This is a genomic window from Mycobacterium sp. DHQP2018-32-09 (genome assembly GCF_058148405.1).
Window position 1 is genome coordinate 18,298 of record NZ_JBYVYK010000029.1, and the last position, 16,335, is coordinate 34,632.

The window sequence follows — 16,335 nt, forward strand, 5'->3', positions numbered from 1 at the left end:
GAGCCGCTCAGAGCCCGGCGGCGAGGATGTTCGGGTTGGCCGCGGGCGGCGGCGCCAGCGGCGCCAACACCGTGCCGCCGTCCAGGGAGTGTACCGGCAGGTTCTGTGACCACGGGTAGTGCAGGCTGAACGCCACCAGCCCCGTGCGAACCTCGGCCGGAAGGTGGCACATCGCCAGCACGGTCTCGGCCAGGTACTCCACCGGTTCGGTGGGAAAGCCCTCGGGTATCAGCGATGCCGCACCCGGGGTGCGCACCGCCGTGGAGGGCCCCACGCAGTTGACCGCGATGTTGGCGTCGAGCAGCTCGGCGGCCACGCCCTGGGTGAAGCGATGCAACGCCGCCTTGCACGACGCGTAGACGACGTCGCCTGCGGTCTTGTTGTAGTCGCGGTAGGGACGGACCGGCGCGACGCCGGTCACCGAGCCGATGTTGACGATCCAGCCCGCGCCCTGACGACGCATGTGCGGGACCGCGGCCTGCGTCAACGCGAACGGCGTCGTCAGGTAGTGGGCGACCGTGCGGTCGAACGTCGAACGCGACATGTGCTCGACCACGGAGTAGTCGGCGAAGCCGGCGTTGTTGACCACGATGTCGATGCGCCCCGTGCAAGCCACCACCGATTCGATCAGTCCGGCGCGCGCCTCGTCGTCCTCGAGGTCGGCGGCCACACCGAACGCCGAGCCGCCCGCTTCCTCGATGAGCGCGATCGTCTCCTCGATGGTGCCGGGTATCGCCTCGGCGACCCCGGCGCGCACCGAGGCCGAGGGCTGGTGGGACCTGGCCGTGACCGCGACGGTCGCGCCTTCGGCGGCCAACCGCTGCGCGACCGCCCGTCCGATGCCGCGGCTGCTGCCGGTCACCAATGCGGTTCGGCCCGTGAGCATTCCGGTCATCGCAGGACGAAATCCGACTCGACGGGCGCGCGGTGCTGCTGCCAGAGGTCGACCAGCCGGTACGGGGTCGCGACGACGACGCGGCCGGACTGCGACCGGTAGTAGGTGTGGGCATTGGGCGTGTGACACCACACGGTGCCCTGCATCGCCTCGTCGATGCCGGCCACGTAGTCGGAGAACGCGCTCTCGGTGACCTCCATCGTCGTCGCACCGCGCAAGGCCATCAGCTGCAGGCATTCGATGATGTAGTGCGCCAACACCTCCATGGAGAAGTTCGCACCGGCGCCGTGCCCGGGACTGTAGTTGGGCGCCGAGGTGATGAACAGATTCGGGAATCCGGGCACGGTGCCGCCGCGGTACGCGCGGGGGCTGTCACCCCACACCTCGGCCAACGTCGTGCCGTCACGGCCACGGATGTCCACCGTGGACAGGAAGTCGAGGTGGTACCCGGTGGCGTAGATGATGACGTCCAGGTCGATCTGACGGCCATCGGAGGTCACGATGCCCGCGGCGTTGACCCGGGCGGGTTCGCTGGCTTCGACGTCGACGTGGTCACGGGTCAACGCCCGGTAGTAACCGCCCGGGTCGCGGATGATGCGCTTGCCGTACGGCGCGAAGTCCGGGGTGACCTTGCGGGCCAATTCCGTTCCTGCGCCGAAGGTCTGGTCGATGTAGTTCAGGCACATCTGAAGCAGGACGTCGTTGGCCGGGTTGATGGACAGGTGGGTCTTGGACCACTCGGGGTCTTGCAGGATGATCGGGTAGTTGTTGTCGGCGGTACCCCAGTAGGACTTCACCCGGTGCCACATGGCGTAGTACGGCAACACTCGGCCCAGGTAACGGCGGTGTTCGGGAACCTCGTCGGACAGTCGCTTGCGTGGCGCCACCCAGTGGGGTTGACGCTGGAACACCGTCAGGTGCTCCACCTGATCGACACACGCATCGACGATCTGCACCGCCGTGCAGCCCGCGCCGATGATCGCAACCCGCTTTCCGGTCAGGTCCAGGTCGGGGTCCCACTGGGCCGAGTGCACGCTGATGCCACCGAAGCTCTCGCGGCCCTCGATGTCGGGGAAGCGGGGGCGGTTGAGATATCCGGCCGCGGTCACCACCACCCGGGCGTGGTCCACCGACCGGGTGCCGTCGGCGCGGCGCGAGCGGATCTCCCAATGTCGTTGCTGCTCGTCCCAGTGCAGGGCCTCCACCTCGGTGCCGAACCGGATGTGCCGGCGCAGGTCGTGCTTGTCGGCCAACGCCACCAGGTAGGCCTGGTACTCCGCGCCTTGCGGGTAGTAGTTCGACCACTCGGGGTTCACCTCGCGCGACAGCGAGTAGTAGGCCGACGGGGTGTCCACGCCGATGCCGGGATAGGTGGTGGTCAACCAGGTGCCACCCACTTCCTCGTTGCGGTCGAAGACGGTGAAGGCCACGCCCTCCTCGGCAGCGGCCAGGGCGACCGCGATACCGGCCAGGCCGGCGCCGATGATCGCCACGGTGGTGGTCTGGGGAATCGGCGTCGTGCGCGGCAACGTGGGCGCCGAGGGCCGGAACCCGCCCTGCTCGAGCAGCAGATCGACCTGCTCGTCGTCGACCTCGCCGCCGAGCGCCACGGGCAACAGCCGAGCGAAGAATGCCCGGTCGTCGGGGGCGGGGGCGTCGACGGGCCGCTCGGCGCTCAGCGCGGCGATGACGTCGTCGGCCAACGCCTGCGCGGTCTGCGGATCGGTCTTGCCGGCCCGCTCGGGCGGGTCCGGTTCGTAGGTGATCTTGGCTGCGTACCGGTCGACCACCCCGGCATCGCCGGTCAGCTGCGCCAGCACCGCCACCAACACACCTGGATCGGCCTGCAGCAAGTAGCCGCGCAGGACGTCGGGATCCGCTGTGCTGTCTGCCGGTGACGACGATTGCGTGGTGGCGGTCATGGTGGCGAGTATCGGAGCAGCGATCCGCCGATGGTGACGCCCTGTCTACTGAGCGGGAGACGAACCACCGCTGCGCGACGTCGCACGCCTACGCTGCGGCGCATGCACCACGACGACCTCGCCGCCGTCATCGCCCGAGCCCGCAGCCACGGCCTCGCCGACGTCCCTCGCCGTTCGGCGCGCAAGCAACCCGACAAGACCGCCATCATCGACGGCGAGGTCGTGCTGTCGTTCGCCGAGTTCGATCATTGGGTCGACCGAGCCGCTGCGGCGTTGCGCGACAACGGACTCGGTCCTGGTGACCGGTTGGCGTTGTTGTCGCGCAACTGCTGGCAGTACGCGGTGTTGACGTTCGCCACGGCCCGCGCCGGCGTGGTGCTGGTACCGATCAACTTCATGCTCACCGCCGAGGAGATCGGTTACATCCTCGGCCACAGCCAGGCTCGCGGGTTCGTCGTCGAAGCCGACCTCGTCGCGGTCGCCGAACACGCGATGGCCCTGAGCGGCGACATCGCCTGCCGCGCGGCCCTGGTGCTTCCCGGTCAGGTCTGCTCGCCAGGCTGGTCGGACTTCGCCGACTGGTTGCGCACCACCAGCGCGGTGCCCGATCACCACCTCGACGACGACCAGTTGGTGCGGATCATGTACACCAGCGGTACCGAATCCCGCCCCAAGGGCGTGATGCACAGCAGCCGCAGCTTGATGTGGCAGTACATCAGCACCATCGTGGCCGGCTCGATGTCCGGCGACGACGTCGAAGTGCATTCGCTGCCGCTCTATCACTGTGCCCAACTGGACAACTTCCTGGCCACCGACCTGTACCTGGGGGCGACGAGCATCATCCTCCCCCGCCCCGATCCCGGGCTGGTGTTGCGAACCATCGAGCGGTACGGCGTCACGAACTACTTCGCGCCCCCGACGGTGTGGATCAGCCTGTTGCGCAGCCCGATCTTCGACGACGTCGATCTCTCAAGCCTGCGCAAGGGCTACTACGGCGCCTCGCCGATGCCCACCGAGATCCTCCACGAGATGCGCCACCGCCTCCCGCAACTGCGGCTGTGGAACTTCTACGGACAAACGGAGATGGCGCCACTGGCGTCGGCGCTGGGCCCCGACGAGCAGGACGCTCACGCCGGCTCGGCCGGCCGGCCGGTGGTCAACGTCGAAACGGTCATACTCGACGAGGCCGACACCCCCGTGGCGCGCGGCACGGTCGGCGAGATCGCCCACCGCAGCCCGCATCTCATGCTCGGCTACCTCGATGACGCCGACAAGACCGCGCAGGCGTTCTCCGGGGGCTGGTTTCACTCCGGAGATCTCGGCTTCTACGACGACCATGGACTACTGCACGTCGTCGACCGCAAGAAGGACATGATCAAGACCGGTGGGGAGAACGTCGCCAGCCGAGAGGTCGAAGAAGTGCTCTACCGCCACAACGGCATTCAGGAAGCAGCCGTCTTCGCGCTACCACACCCCCTGTGGGTGGAGGCGGTGGTCGCCGCGGTGGTCCCGCGTGCCGGCACCGCGTTGACCGAAGACGACGTGGTGGCCCACTGCCGCGAACACCTCGCCGGCTTCAAGACTCCCAAACACGTGTTCTTCGTCGACGACCTGCCGAAGAACCCCAGCGGCAAGCTGCTCAAACGCGATCTGCGGCAGCGGTTCACCCTTCATCCCACCGTCAACTGAAAGGCCACGCCAGCGTGTACACCGGCCGCATCGCCCGCTTCGACGAACCCGGCAAACCATTCCAGATCCACACCGTCAGCCTGCCCGAAGTCGGACCCGGAGAGATCTTGATCCGCGTGCTCCGCGCCAACGTCTGCGGGTCCGACGTACACGCCTGGCACGGCACGTTCGCCACCCGCGGACTCGGAGGCCACCTGCCCACGGTCCTCGGCCACGAGATGATCGGCGCCGTGGAAGCGCTCGGTGAGGGGGTGCACACCGACTCCAATGGCGCTCCCCTCGCCGCGGGCACCCGGGTCGTGTTTCCGTACTTCTACGGCTGCCACACCTGTCGCAACTGCCTGGCCGGTAGGCGCAACGCCTGCCTGAACCTGACGATGGCCATGCTCGGACGCGCCGACGAGCCGCCGTACTTCGTCGGCGGCTACGCCGACTACTACCTCCTGCCCGCGGGTGCGGTGGTCTACACCGTCCCCGACAGCGTCGGCGACGACGTCGCTGCCGGCGCCAATTGCGCGCTGTCACAGGTCATGTACGGCCTGGAACGCGTCGACATGACACTCGGCGAGCACGTCGTGGTGCAGGGAGCGGGGGCGCTCGGGCTCTACGCCATCGCGGTCGCCAAGGCACGCGGTGCCGCACAGGTCATCGCCATCGACGCCGTCCCCGAACGGCTGGAACTGGCCGCCGCATTCGGTGCGGACACCGTGATCGACCTCAACGAGGTGACCACGCCCCGGGAGCGGGCGAAGGCGGTTCGCGCGCTCACCGGCGGTCACGGTGCCGACGTGGTCGTCGAAGTCGTCGGCCACCCCTCGGCCATCGAGGAGGGGCTGCAGATGCTCGGGCAGTTCGGCCGCTACGTCGAGATCGGCAACATCAACGTCGGGCAGACCTTCGCCTTCGATCCGTCCCGGTTCGTGTTCTCCAACAAGACGATGGTCGGGGTGTCGCTGTACGACCCCGCGGTGCTGTCGCGGGCACTGACCTTCCTCGAACGGCATCAGGATCGGCTGCCACTGCACCGTCTCGCCGCCGCTTGCTATCCGCTCGCCGACATCAACGACGCGTTCGCCGCCGCCGAGGGCAAGCGCGACGTGCGCGCCAGCATCGTCCCCCACCCGACAGAAGGATGACCATGCCCACCTACGAGCGCTCCACGCTGTTCATCGACGGCCGGTGGGTCTCACCGGCCGGCAGCGGCGTCATCGACGTCGTCGATCCGGCCACCGAGAAGGTCATCGGCCACGTACCCAACGGCGGCACCGCCGACGTCGATGCCGCCGTGGCGGCGGCCCGGCGGGCCTTCGACCCCACCATCACCGTCGCCGAGCGGCGCGATCGCCTGCATCGCGTGATCGATGCCCTCGAGAAGCGCCTGCCCGACATCGCCGAGTTGATCACCGCCGAGATGGGCGCCCCGGTCCGCATCGCCCAGACCGCACAGACCCAGGTGCCGCTGGCGGTGGCCAAGGGCATCGCCGACGTGGTGGACGCCTTCGACTTCGAGGAGCGCATCGGCAATTCGCTGGTGCTGCGCGAACCCTACGGTGTCGTCGCGGCCATCACGCCGTGGAACTATCCGCTGTATCAGGTGGTGGCCAAGGTCGTTCCGGCCATCGCCGCCGGATGTACCGTGGTGCTCAAGCCCAGCAACGAAGCACCCCTGTCGGTATTCGAGTTCGTCGCGGCGTGCCACGAAGCCGGCCTGCCCCCGGGGGTGCTCAACGTCGTCTCCGGCCCCGGCCGGGTCATCGGCGAGCGACTGGCCGTACACCCCGACGTCGACTTCGTCTCGTTCACGGGAAGCACCGAGGTCGGAACCCGAGTCGGCGAGCTGGCGGGCCAGTCGATCACCAAGGTCGCGTTGGAACTGGGGGGCAAGTCGGCCAACGTCATCCTCGACGGCGCCGACCTGACGACCGCGGTCAAGGTGGGGGTCGGCAACGCGTTCCTCAACGGCGGGCAGACGTGCATGGCCTGGACCCGAATGGTCGTCCCACGGTCCCGCTACGGCGAGGCGCTGGACCTCGTCGAGACCGCCGTGGCCCGCTACACCGTGGGTGACCCGTGGGATCCGGCCACGCGCATCGGCCCGTCGGCCTCCCGGTCGCAGTTCGACACCGTCCGCGGGTTCATCGAGCGGGCGGAGAACGACGGTGCGCGACTGGTCGTCGGCGGCGGCGAACCCCTGCGCGACGTCGGATTCTTCCTCGCCCCCACCGTGTTCGCCGACGTCGACCCGGCATCCGAACTCGGTCAGGAGGAAGTCTTCGGGCCCGTGCTGGCGGTCATCCCCTACACCGACCACGACGACGCCCTGCGGATCGCCAACGCGACGCCCTACGGGCTGTCGGGCGCCGTGTGGGCCGCCGACGACGACACCGCGATCGCCTTCGCCCGCCGCGTGCAGACCGGCCAGCTCGACATCAACGGCGGCGCCTACAACCCGCTGGCCCCGTTCGGGGGCTACAAGAAGTCGGGCATCGGCCGCGAACTCGGCCGCTTCGGGTTCGAGGAATACCTGCAGACCAAGTCCCTCCAACTGACTGGACGCCGATGAGTACGCCCCTTCGCGTCGACACCGACGGCTCGGTCCAGGTGTGGACCATCGATGCGCCAGAGATGGGCAACGCCATCACCGCAACCGACGTGATCACCGGTTTCGAGACACTCGTCGACGCGGCCAACCAGGACGACGGCATTCGTGCGGTCATCCTCACCGGTGCCGGAAGGATCTTCTCCGCCGGCGGCAACGTCAAGGAGATGGCCGACCGCCGAGGCATGTTCGGCCTGGACCCCATCCAGCAGCGCCGCGCGTACATCGACGGCATCCAACGCATCCCCCGCGCCCTGGGCCGGCTCGAGGTGCCGATCATCGCCGCCGTCAACGGGGCCGCCATCGGCGCGGGTTGCGATCTGGCGATGATGTGCGACATCCGAATCGCCTCGCAGCGCGCATCGTTCGCCGAGAGCTTCGTCACCCTCGGCCTGATCCCCGGCGACGGTGGCACCTGGTTCCTGCCCCGTGCCATCGGCTACGCTCGCGCCGCCGAACTGACCTTCACCGGCGAACGCATCGACGCCGACCTCGCACTGCAATGGGGCATGGTCAGCAGGGTCGTCGCGCCCGACGAACTGCTCTCGGAAGCGCGAGCATTGGCCGACCGGATCGCCGTCAACCCGCCACACGCCCTACGGATGGCCAAACGGCTGTTGCAGGAATCGATGAGCGGCTCGCTGGAATCCACGCTGGCCATGGCCGCGGCGATGCAGCCGTTGGCCCATCACGATGCCGAGCACGACCAGCGAATCGCCAAGTGGAGGACGTCATGACGGCCGCACGGTTGCGTCTGGTGCCCCCGTCGCAGCCCGACTACGCCGCCGAGGAACTGCGCGTCGAGGTCCGCGCCTTCCTCGCCGAGCAACTCGCCGCAGGCGCGTTCACACCGTCGGTCGACTCGTGGTTGTGCGGATGGGACGAAGCGTTCACCGCGGCGCTCGCGCGGCGCGGTTGGCTCGGGATGACGGTGCCCCCGCGTTACGGGGGACACGGCCGCACCTTTGGTGAGCGCTTCGTCGTCACCGAGGAGCTGCTGGCCGCCGGTGCACCGGTGGCCGCACACTGGATCGCCGACCGCCAGATCGTCCCGTCGCTGCTGAAATACGGTACGGAGAAACAGAAGTCCCACTATCTGCCGCTGATCGTGGCCGGCGAGTGCTTCTTCGGAATTGGCATGAGCGAACCGGATTCGGGCTCGGACCTGGCCAGCGTGCGGACGCGGGCAGTGCCCGTCGACGGCGGTTGGTCCCTCACCGGCACCAAGGTGTGGACCTCGGGAGCACACCGGGCACACGCGTTCATCGTACTGGCCCGCACGGCCCCTGCCGATCCCGCGCACCGTCACGATGGGCTGAGCCAGTTCATCGTCGACCTGCACGGCCCTGGGGTAGAGGTACGACCCATCGTGTCGATGAACGGGCAACACCACTTCAACGAGGTCATCCTCGACGCCGCGTTCGTTCCCGACGCCCGGGTGTTCGGCCAGATCGGCCACGGCTGGACTCAGGTCACCTCTGAACTGGCCTTCGAGCGCAGCGGCCCGGAACGGTTCCTGTCGACCTTCCCGCTGCTGAGCCGCGCGCTCGATCACCCGGCGACACGGTCCGCGACCGGCGATGCCGAAGTGGGCCGGCTGGTTGCACGGGTTGCCGGCTTGCACCACCTGTCCACCGCCGTCGCCGGATCGCTGCAGCGCGGCGAGCCCGCCGACGTCCCGGCCGCCGTCGTCAAGGTGCTCGGCACCACCGTCGAAGGTGACATCGCGGACTTCGCCGACCGTCGAACCAGTGACGACGTCTCCAGCACGACGGAGTGGACCGCCCTGGTGGCGTCCGCGGTCGATCAGCGCCCCGGCTTCACGCTGCGGGGCGGCACCAACGAGGTACTGCGCGGACTCATCGCGCGGGGATTGGGCATGAGATGACCAGCACGGACCTACGGGTGGGGGCCGAGCCCACGGTCGACGCCGACCTCGTCGACATGATGAACTCCGTGTTCACCGACCACGCGGCTGGCCGCGCGATCCCGGCCGCCGGTGAACGCGTCGGCGTCGATCGCATGCTGTGGCAACGCCTCGACGAACTCGGACTGGTCGCGCTGACCACCCCCGAGCGATGCGGCGGAAGCGGCGCGGGGTGGTGGGAGTCGGTCGAACTCCTCACCGCCGCAGTGCGCCACGGCGTACGGCTGCCGTTGGCCGAGCACGACCTGTTGGCGTGCTGGGTGCTCGGTGCCACCGGTCACGCCGTCGACGACGCGATCCGCACCATCCACGTGGTGGGCCGCGACGACGCCACGCAGCGACCGACGCCGTGGGCCGGCGAGGTGGACCGCATCGTGCTGGTGTGGTTCGACGGGGACCGCCATCGCCTCGCCGACCTCGAGGCGTCGCGGATGTCGGTGCGGCCGGGTCACAACCTGATCGGCGAACCGCGAGACGTTCTCACCGTCGACACCGGCACGCTCGAAGGCGATGTCGTGCCATCGGAGGTGGTGGACCGACTCGCCCGCAAGTTCGCGCTGGTGCGTGCGATCCAGGTGTGCGCGGCGGTGGACCGCGCGGTGGAGATGTCCATCGGCCACGTCGCGTCGCGCACACAGTTCGGGCGGCCACTGGCCAAGTTCCAGGCCATCCAGAATCTGGTGGCCGACGCGGCCGCCGAGGCCGCGCTGGCCCGCGCCGCCACGGAGGCTGCCCTCACCACCGCCATCCGCACCGACTGGGCGGCGGCACACCTGGACTTCCAGATCGCCACCGCACGGTCGTGCGCGGGACACGCCGCCTCGGTCGTCAGCCGCAACGCCCACCAGGTGCACGGCGCGATCGGCACCACCCGCGAACACCGCCTGCACGAGGTCACGCGCGCCGCCCTGGCGTGGCGTTCGGAGTACGGTTCGGTGCGCTCCTGGGACGAACGAGTCGCCGCCACCGCCGCCGCCGCGGGCGGGAAAGGACTGTGGCCGTTGATCACCGGCGGCGACTAGCGAACGGCGCGGCGGGTGTTCCGCTGACCGGTCACCAGCGCTGTTACCGAGGCCACATCGCGGGTTGACTGACCCGTCATGAGCAACGAGATCACGCTGTCAGAGGTTCAGGAGTTCATCGCCGGGTTCTGGTACCACTACGACGAGGGCCACTTCGACGAGCTGGCCACGCGCATCGGCGACGAGATGCGCTACCGGAGCCGTTCGCTGTCGGGGAACTGCCCCTTCGAGCACCTGCTGGCCGCCGATCTCAACGGTGGCGCGCAGACCCTCGCCTGGCTCATCGAGCACCGCAACGAGAACCCCTACCCGTGTCGGCACCACGCCACCAACGTGTTTCGCATCGGCACCGACGGCGACACCACCCACGTCCGCTTCAACCTATACGTCAACCAGATCACCAACCACGTTCCCTTCGGCGTCTCCAGCGGCGTCGCCGACGTGGGCATCCACCGCGCGGGGGACGGCCTGGTCTTCACGTCGATGACCGTGTTGCTCGACGCCGATGACTCGATTCCGTTCGCCGAGCACGCGGCACGGGCAACGCCGGCCGGAACGCAGTCCGCATGACCGCGCGCCAGACGTTCGGCGGTGGCATCGCCGTCATCACCGGCGCCGGTGCAGGCATCGGCGCGGGCCTGGCCCGCCACGCGAGCCGGCTCGGCATGACCACCGTGCTCGTCGACGTCGACGCCGCAGCCATCGCAGCGCTGCGCGGTGAATTGAAGGCGGCAGGCGGCTCGGCGGTCGACCGGGTCTGCGACGTCCGTGACGCCGAGGCCGTGCAGGCCCTTGCCGACGAGGTGTACCGCGAGCTGGGACCCGTGCGCCTCCTGGTCAACAACGCCGGCATCGAGCAATTCGGCTATCTGTGGGACACCCCCGTCGACAACTGGCGACGCGTCGTCGACGTGAACGTCAACGGCGTCTTCCACGGCATCCGGGCGTTCCTGCCGCACATGATCGCCGGCGACACTCCCGCGTGGGTGTGGAACCTGTCCTCGATCGGCGGGGTCGCGGTCGTGCCGCTGCAGGCGGCCTACATCACCAGCAAGCACGCCGTCCTCGCGCTCACCGAATGCCTGCACCTGGAGGTGCAGGCGGCGGGATACTCCGATCGACTCCACGTGCAGGCGGTGCTGCCGGGCGCCGTCGTGTCCAACATCTTCGAGTCCGCCGGCGGTGTCGACGGCGGCGACACCGGCGCCGCCGAGAGCCAGCGCGCGGCCATGCTCGAGATCAAGGCCGCCGCCATGGATCCCCTGGCGGCGGCCGAAGTGGTGTTCGACCAAGCCGCCGAGGGGCGGTTCTACCTCATCACCCAGCCGGACTACGTCGGCTCGGCAATGACCGAACGCGCCCGCGTCCTCACCAGTCAAGAGGCTCCGCGGCTCCGGACCGAACGTCGCTTCGATCCCACCCACACCTGACATGGCCTCTCCCCGACTGGATCCCGATGCCGCAGCGCGGCTCGCCTCGTTCGGCGCACCGGTGCCGATGCGAACCCGCGGGCTCAGCGCCGTGCGCGCGGGCATCGAATCCGCTCCACGTCCGCCCATGCCGCCGATGGCCCACATCGAAGACCTGACCGCACCCGGGCCCGCCGGGCGGCCCATTCCCATCCGGCTCCACCGGCCCACCAGCGCGGTCCGAACCCCGGTCCTCGTGTACTTCCACGGCGGTGGGCTGGTGATGGGATCGAATCACTCGTTCGAACCTCTGGCGCGCGAGCTGGCCCGGGCCAGCGGCGCCGCCGTTGCCGCGGTCGACTACCGGTTGGCACCGGAGTCCCCGCCACCGGCGCAGTTCGACGACGCCTATGCCGCCACCGAATGGGTTGCCGCCCAAGCTGATCGCCTCGGCGTCGACGCCGATCGGCTCGCGGTCGTCGGCGACAGCGCCGGTGGATCGCTGGCGGCAGCGGTCGCCCTGGCGGCCCGCGATCACGGCGGGCCCGCGATCGCGGTGCAGGTCTTGCTCTATCCAGGCCTCGACCGCGACATGGGCGCCCGGTCGATCACCGCCATGCCGGATGCGCCCATGCTGGCCCACGACGACATCGTGTTCATGCACGAGACCGTCGACCGCGGCGCCATCCCACACTCGCCCTATCAGGTTCCCGCGCACGCCACCGACGTGAGCGGCCTGCCACCCGCGGTCGTCGTCACCGCCGAATGCGACCCGATCCGCGACTGGGGTGAACGCTACGCCGAGCGTCTCCGCGACGCCGGGGTGCAGACCACCCTTACCCGCTATCCCGGCATGTACCACGGGTTCTTGATGCGCTCGGACGCCACGGCGCGCGGTCGTCTGGCCATCGCCGAGATCGGTGCGCTGCTGCGCGCGAAGTTCGACAACGCCATCGACTTCGCCGCGTGTCCCGATGACCGGACGTCCGCCACGTCGTCGACGTTGGCGCTACCCACAATCGACAACCACATCACCGAAGGAGAACGACATGCTGACTGACGAGCGCCGACTCGAACTGTCCGACGTGCTGCGGCCCGTCGCGCCACCGTACGAGATCACCGACGTCTACACCGCAGACCAACGGGAACGCCTCTTCGACGTGGTGCGCACCCAAGGGCCCTGGAAGCTGATCATCGCCCAGCACTTCGCGTCGGCCGACGAACTGATGGCGACCATGAGCGGCGCCTTCCCCGAGGGCTTCGAGCCCACGCTGGATCTGTTCCTCACCCCGACCTTCCGTGGCTACCTCGCCAACTACGGCACGGTGCTCTACCCCGAACTGCACGACTGCTTCTACAACGCCGCGTTCCTCGAGCACGCCAAGCGGTACTGGAACGCCGAGTACGCCAAGCCCGAGTTGATGTTGTTCAACATCAACGGCCCGTGCGCCAACCGCGATCCGGGCCACCTGGACTCCCCCAGCTTCCGCGGCGTTCGCCACGAGAACGCCCCCACCTGGCTGTGCAGCGTGATGGGCAAGTCGGGGCTGTTCACCGACTACCTGATCAAGATGGCCCAGGTCATCACCTGGTTCTCACTCGACGAACAGTCGGGCTTCACCTACTGGCCCGAAGGCCCGCTCAAGCCACCCGGACGGGTGCTGCCGCCGATCAACAACCGCGGCGTCGTCGTCCAGAACGAGATGATGGTGCACCGCGGCGAGGCCAACGGTCCACTGGAACAACAGGTTCCGGCCGGCCTGGCCTTCGACACGGTGTTCACCGGCGACCCCGCCGACCGCGACTCGTGGCTGCTGAAGAACGGTGATGACGTCATTGGCCGTCACCACACCGACGAGTTGCGGTTCTTGGTGCACTGGTCGGCAGAGGTCTTCGCCGACTACGACGAACTCAAGAAGAACATGGACGGCTCGGACGATCTCACCATCGACAAGGCCATCGACATGCTCGTCGACAACCTGGCCAAGCAGGGGGTGGCGCTCGACATTCCGGCGAACCCGCTGCACGACCCCGCGTTCATCGGTGCGCTCAACGCCGCCTACGACATCGGCGCGCCCACCACCTATCCGGAAGCAGCCCCGCTGAGCGCATTCCAGCTGGCATAGGACGAAAGGCTCCCCACCGTGCAGCGTTTCACCGATCGACGCGTCATCGTCACCGGTGCCGGCTCGGGCATCGGCGCGGCCACCACCGCACGACTGCTCGACGAAGGCGCCACCGTCGTGGCCTTCGACATCTCCACCGAAGGCTTGGACGCGACCGCGGCCGCCGCCGCCGAGGCGGGCACCGACAAGCAGTTGACCACCGCGGTGCTCGACATCTCTGCCGAAGACGACGTCGTCACCGCCGTCGACACCGCGGTGGCCAACCTGGGCGGGCTCGACGTGCTGGTCAACGTCGCGGCGCTGCAGACCTGTTCGCACACGCACGAAACCAGCCTGGCCGACTGGAACCGGACGCTGGCGGTCAACCTGACCGGCACCTTCCTGATGACTCGTCAGTCCCTGCCGGCGCTGCTGTCCTGCGGACGTGGCGTGGTGGTCAACTTCACCTCGACCGCCGCGACATTCGCCCACCCGTACATGGCCGCGTATGCGGCCAGCAAGGGTGGCATCCTCAGCTTCACCCATTCGCTGGCCCTCGAGTACTCCAAGCAGGGCCTGCGTGCGGTGAACATCCAGCCCGGTGGCGTGGCGACGGCGCTGGCCAACAGCACCCTGGACAAGATGCCCGAGGGGTACGACCTCGGCCTGTGGGCCAAGCAAACCCCGCTGTTGCACGGCCGCGACAACGCCATCCTGGGCGATCCCAGCGCCGTCGCGTCGGTCATCGCGATGGTGGCGTCCGACGACGGCGCGTTCATCACCGGCACCGAGATCCGCGTCGACGGGGGCGCGCACGCATGACCACTTCGGAGTGCGGCCAATCGGGGCTCAGCGCCGACCGGTCGACGCTGAGCCGACGCCGCGTCGGTCGGGCGGATGTCCGCCTGACCGACGCAGCCCAGCTCACTTCGACACCGTCACGTCCATCAGCGGAATGCGCTCCATGGCGGACTTGCGTGGGTCGGGGGCCGCAGCGGCGGCGGCGTGATTCTCCTCGCCACGCGTGTAGGTCCACACGCAGAACGGCTCGCCCTTGGCGAACGTGAAGTCCTTGGGCGGCAAGTTGATGGCCAGCTTGCAGCCCGGGAAGAACGGTGCCGAGATGCGTTGCTCGAACGTGCAGTTCATCCACGCCCGCGCCGGTGGGTACAGACCTTCGTCGGTGTACTTCTGCAGCACCTCGCACCGCCGCATGTTGAGCACGACGTGGTCGGGGTTGTAGACGATGTACTCTCCGCCGTAGCCCAGGGTGCCGTCGATGCTCAACACGGCGAGCTTGAGGAAGTCGACGACGTGCACCGGCTCGATCTTGAAGACCTTGGCCAGCTTCGGGTACTGGTAGTCGATGATCAGCTGGTACATGTCGGGCAGCCCAAGCCAGACTTCTTCCTCGGGGATGATCTTCGTCCACTGATCGATGAAGTAGTTGTGGCCCTTCAGGTACTGATCCCAGTAGGTCTTGATCAACCGGATCAAGGCGGGCTTGTTGAGGTCTTCGGTCTGGACGTCGAAGGGGATCGCTTGATATTGCGCGTTCTTCCAGTCCCATCCCGGCGGCGCAAGGTAGCGACCCATGGGCAGCACCTGGCGCATACCCGCCCGGGAGACCTCGGCCGCTACGTCCATCGCAGCGTTGATGCCGACCTTCTCCGAATAGATCTTGACGTGCGCGTAGGGCATGAAGTTCAGCACGTCCTCGAAGACGCGCGCCAAACCAAGGAGGAAGTCGCGAGAGAAGTCTTGGATGTTGCCAACCTTCCCCATGAAGTCGTGGGTGTAGTCGTCGTAGTTCAATTCCTCGGTCGCGGTGGTCGATTCCTCGGGGGCACTGGTCATCGTGACTCCAATCTGGGCGCCGGCATCGGGTGGGGGGCCGCGGTCGCGGGCTGTCACGCACACGGCCACCCCGAGAGAGGTGGATGTCAGAAACTGCCGCAATGTCAGATTCTGACAGTGGAGACTGTAGGCGGTCTGCGCTGGTCGCCGGTGGGGCGTTCCCGCTCAACGGGACGTCGACGACCACGACGGCTCAAGTCCGACATCGGGTGGATAGGATTGGCGGGCTGGTCGCCGAGGAGGGCTGTGTTGATGACGGTGGAAGGCAGGCCGGCGACGTTGACCGCGCGACGGGCCGACGAGCTGCGCCTGGCCATCGCGTTGGCCGCCCGCGACATCTTCCTGGCTGCCGGGTCCACCTCGGCGACGGTGGAACGGATCTGTGAGGCCGTCGGCATTGCGCCGCGGACGTTTCACCGCCACTTCCCCGTCAAGGAGGACGTGGTCCTTCCGTTGTTCCGACGGTTCGGCACGTTGAGTCTCGACGTGCTGGCCGAAGCAGACGTCGACGACGATGCCGTCGCGACGTTGGTGGAAGCGTTCAGCACGGAAGTGCCCCGGCGGGGACGGATGGACGTCGACCGCGCATTCCTGGCCCTGGTGATCAACGATCCCCAGTACCGGCTGCGCTGGCTGGACTGGGGTCAAGACCTCGTCGAGCCGATCACCGACTTCCTCGATCGCCGTTTCGACCTGGACGGCGAACCGCATGTTCGCGAATTACCTGCGCACTTGATCATCCAAGCGTGCCGGTACGCGTACGTCGGCTGGGCCGACGATGGCGACTTCCCGCGCCTGCGAGCCACCTTGTCGTCGGCGATGCGCATGATCACCGGATCCCTGAAACCCCTCGATCGTCGCTGACCCACCCCGGCGGCTCATCCATCTCAGGCCGGTTCGGTCATCGCGG

General features: G+C 68.2%; 15 protein-coding genes. 12 read left to right on the plus strand and 3 right to left on the minus strand.

Annotated features, from left to right (window positions below):
- Positions 1–7 precede the first annotated feature (7 nt).
- Positions 8–895: an SDR family NAD(P)-dependent oxidoreductase gene (locus AC30CM_RS15430; protein ID WP_490117769.1), complete on the minus strand. Its 888-nt coding sequence runs from the start codon at positions 893–895 to the stop codon at positions 8–10.
- The gene (locus AC30CM_RS15435) at positions 892–2,817 is read right to left on the minus strand and encodes a flavin-containing monooxygenase (protein ID WP_490117770.1); all 1,926 of its coding nucleotides are present in this window, start codon (positions 2,815–2,817) and stop codon (positions 892–894) included. Before AC30CM_RS15435 ends, AC30CM_RS15430 begins: the two co-directional genes overlap by 4 nt.
- A gap of 102 nt (positions 2,818–2,919) precedes the next feature.
- Between AC30CM_RS15435 and AC30CM_RS15440 the strand changes: the two genes are divergently transcribed.
- The 11 genes from AC30CM_RS15440 (at position 2,920) to AC30CM_RS15490 (ending at position 14,390) form a co-directional block, all read left to right on the plus strand.
- The gene (locus AC30CM_RS15440; protein ID WP_490117771.1) at positions 2,920–4,506 is read left to right on the plus strand and encodes an acyl-CoA synthetase; all 1,587 of its coding nucleotides are present in this window, start codon (positions 2,920–2,922) and stop codon (positions 4,504–4,506) included.
- 14 nt (positions 4,507–4,520) lie between these two features.
- Positions 4,521–5,642 carry a zinc-binding dehydrogenase gene (locus tag AC30CM_RS15445; protein WP_490117772.1) on the plus strand — a complete coding sequence of 374 codons (1,122 nt, stop codon included), beginning with the start codon at positions 4,521–4,523 and terminating at the stop codon, positions 5,640–5,642.
- A 2-nt stretch (positions 5,643–5,644) separates the two neighbouring features.
- Positions 5,645–7,069, plus strand: coding sequence for an aldehyde dehydrogenase family protein (locus AC30CM_RS15450; RefSeq protein WP_490117773.1), 1,425 nt, complete (start codon positions 5,645–5,647; stop codon positions 7,067–7,069).
- Entirely contained in the window at positions 7,066–7,842 is a 777-nt protein-coding gene (locus tag AC30CM_RS15455) for a crotonase/enoyl-CoA hydratase family protein (protein ID WP_490117774.1), read from the plus strand. Before AC30CM_RS15450 ends, AC30CM_RS15455 begins: the two co-directional genes overlap by 4 nt.
- Positions 7,839–8,993 carry an acyl-CoA dehydrogenase family protein gene (locus AC30CM_RS15460; protein ID WP_490117775.1) on the plus strand — a complete coding sequence of 385 codons (1,155 nt, stop codon included), beginning with the start codon at positions 7,839–7,841 and terminating at the stop codon, positions 8,991–8,993. The genes AC30CM_RS15455 and AC30CM_RS15460 overlap by 4 nt, the downstream gene beginning before the upstream one ends.
- Positions 8,990–10,054, plus strand: a complete 1,065-nt coding sequence (locus tag AC30CM_RS15465) for an acyl-CoA dehydrogenase family protein (protein ID WP_490117776.1) — start codon at positions 8,990–8,992, stop codon at positions 10,052–10,054. The genes AC30CM_RS15460 and AC30CM_RS15465 overlap by 4 nt, the downstream gene beginning before the upstream one ends.
- A gap of 78 nt (positions 10,055–10,132) precedes the next feature.
- A complete protein-coding gene (locus AC30CM_RS15470; RefSeq protein ID WP_490117777.1) occupies positions 10,133–10,624 on the plus strand; it encodes a nuclear transport factor 2 family protein in 492 nt (163 codons plus the stop codon).
- Positions 10,621–11,484 carry an SDR family NAD(P)-dependent oxidoreductase gene (locus AC30CM_RS15475; protein ID WP_490117778.1) on the plus strand — a complete coding sequence of 288 codons (864 nt, stop codon included), beginning with the start codon at positions 10,621–10,623 and terminating at the stop codon, positions 11,482–11,484. Before AC30CM_RS15470 ends, AC30CM_RS15475 begins: the two co-directional genes overlap by 4 nt.
- Before the next feature lies 1 nt (position 11,485).
- Entirely contained in the window at positions 11,486–12,523 is a 1,038-nt protein-coding gene (locus tag AC30CM_RS15480) for an alpha/beta hydrolase (protein ID WP_490117779.1), read from the plus strand.
- Positions 12,513–13,589, plus strand: coding sequence for a hypothetical protein (locus AC30CM_RS15485; RefSeq protein WP_490117780.1), 1,077 nt, complete (start codon positions 12,513–12,515; stop codon positions 13,587–13,589). The genes AC30CM_RS15480 and AC30CM_RS15485 overlap by 11 nt, the downstream gene beginning before the upstream one ends.
- Before the next feature lie 18 nt (positions 13,590–13,607).
- Positions 13,608–14,390, plus strand: a complete 783-nt coding sequence (locus AC30CM_RS15490) for an SDR family NAD(P)-dependent oxidoreductase (RefSeq protein ID WP_490117781.1) — start codon at positions 13,608–13,610, stop codon at positions 14,388–14,390.
- A 102-nt stretch (positions 14,391–14,492) separates the two neighbouring features.
- Here AC30CM_RS15490 and AC30CM_RS15495 read toward each other — a convergent pair whose 3' ends face one another.
- Positions 14,493–15,425, minus strand: a complete 933-nt coding sequence (locus AC30CM_RS15495; protein WP_490117782.1) for a hypothetical protein — start codon at positions 15,423–15,425, stop codon at positions 14,493–14,495.
- A 252-nt stretch (positions 15,426–15,677) separates the two neighbouring features.
- On the opposite strand from AC30CM_RS15495, the gene AC30CM_RS15500 reads away from it, so the two are divergent.
- Complete coding sequence (locus tag AC30CM_RS15500) at positions 15,678–16,289, plus strand: TetR/AcrR family transcriptional regulator (RefSeq protein ID WP_490117783.1); 612 nt, start codon at positions 15,678–15,680, stop codon at positions 16,287–16,289.
- Positions 16,290–16,335: the final 46 nt, after the last annotated feature.

Coding starts and splice junctions, on each gene's coding strand:
- AC30CM_RS15460 (WP_490117775.1), top strand. CDS start 7,839: ATGACGGCCGCACGGTTGCGTCTGGTGCCCCCGTCGCAGCCCGACTAC.
- AC30CM_RS15450 (WP_490117773.1), top strand. CDS start 5,645: ATGCCCACCTACGAGCGCTCCACGCTGTTCATCGACGGCCGGTGGGTC.
- AC30CM_RS15430 (WP_490117769.1), bottom strand. CDS start 895: ATGACCGGAATGCTCACGGGCCGAACCGCATTGGTGACCGGCAGCAGC.
- AC30CM_RS15495 (WP_490117782.1), bottom strand. CDS start 15,425: ATGACCAGTGCCCCCGAGGAATCGACCACCGCGACCGAGGAATTGAAC.
- AC30CM_RS15485 (WP_490117780.1), top strand. CDS start 12,513: ATGCTGACTGACGAGCGCCGACTCGAACTGTCCGACGTGCTGCGGCCC.
- AC30CM_RS15480 (WP_490117779.1), top strand. CDS start 11,486: ATGGCCTCTCCCCGACTGGATCCCGATGCCGCAGCGCGGCTCGCCTCG.
- AC30CM_RS15470 (WP_490117777.1), top strand. CDS start 10,133: ATGAGCAACGAGATCACGCTGTCAGAGGTTCAGGAGTTCATCGCCGGG.
- AC30CM_RS15440 (WP_490117771.1), top strand. CDS start 2,920: ATGCACCACGACGACCTCGCCGCCGTCATCGCCCGAGCCCGCAGCCAC.
- AC30CM_RS15500 (WP_490117783.1), top strand. CDS start 15,678: ATGACGGTGGAAGGCAGGCCGGCGACGTTGACCGCGCGACGGGCCGAC.
- AC30CM_RS15435 (WP_490117770.1), bottom strand. CDS start 2,817: ATGACCGCCACCACGCAATCGTCGTCACCGGCAGACAGCACAGCGGAT.
- AC30CM_RS15465 (WP_490117776.1), top strand. CDS start 8,990: ATGACCAGCACGGACCTACGGGTGGGGGCCGAGCCCACGGTCGACGCC.
- AC30CM_RS15475 (WP_490117778.1), top strand. CDS start 10,621: ATGACCGCGCGCCAGACGTTCGGCGGTGGCATCGCCGTCATCACCGGC.
- AC30CM_RS15455 (WP_490117774.1), top strand. CDS start 7,066: ATGAGTACGCCCCTTCGCGTCGACACCGACGGCTCGGTCCAGGTGTGG.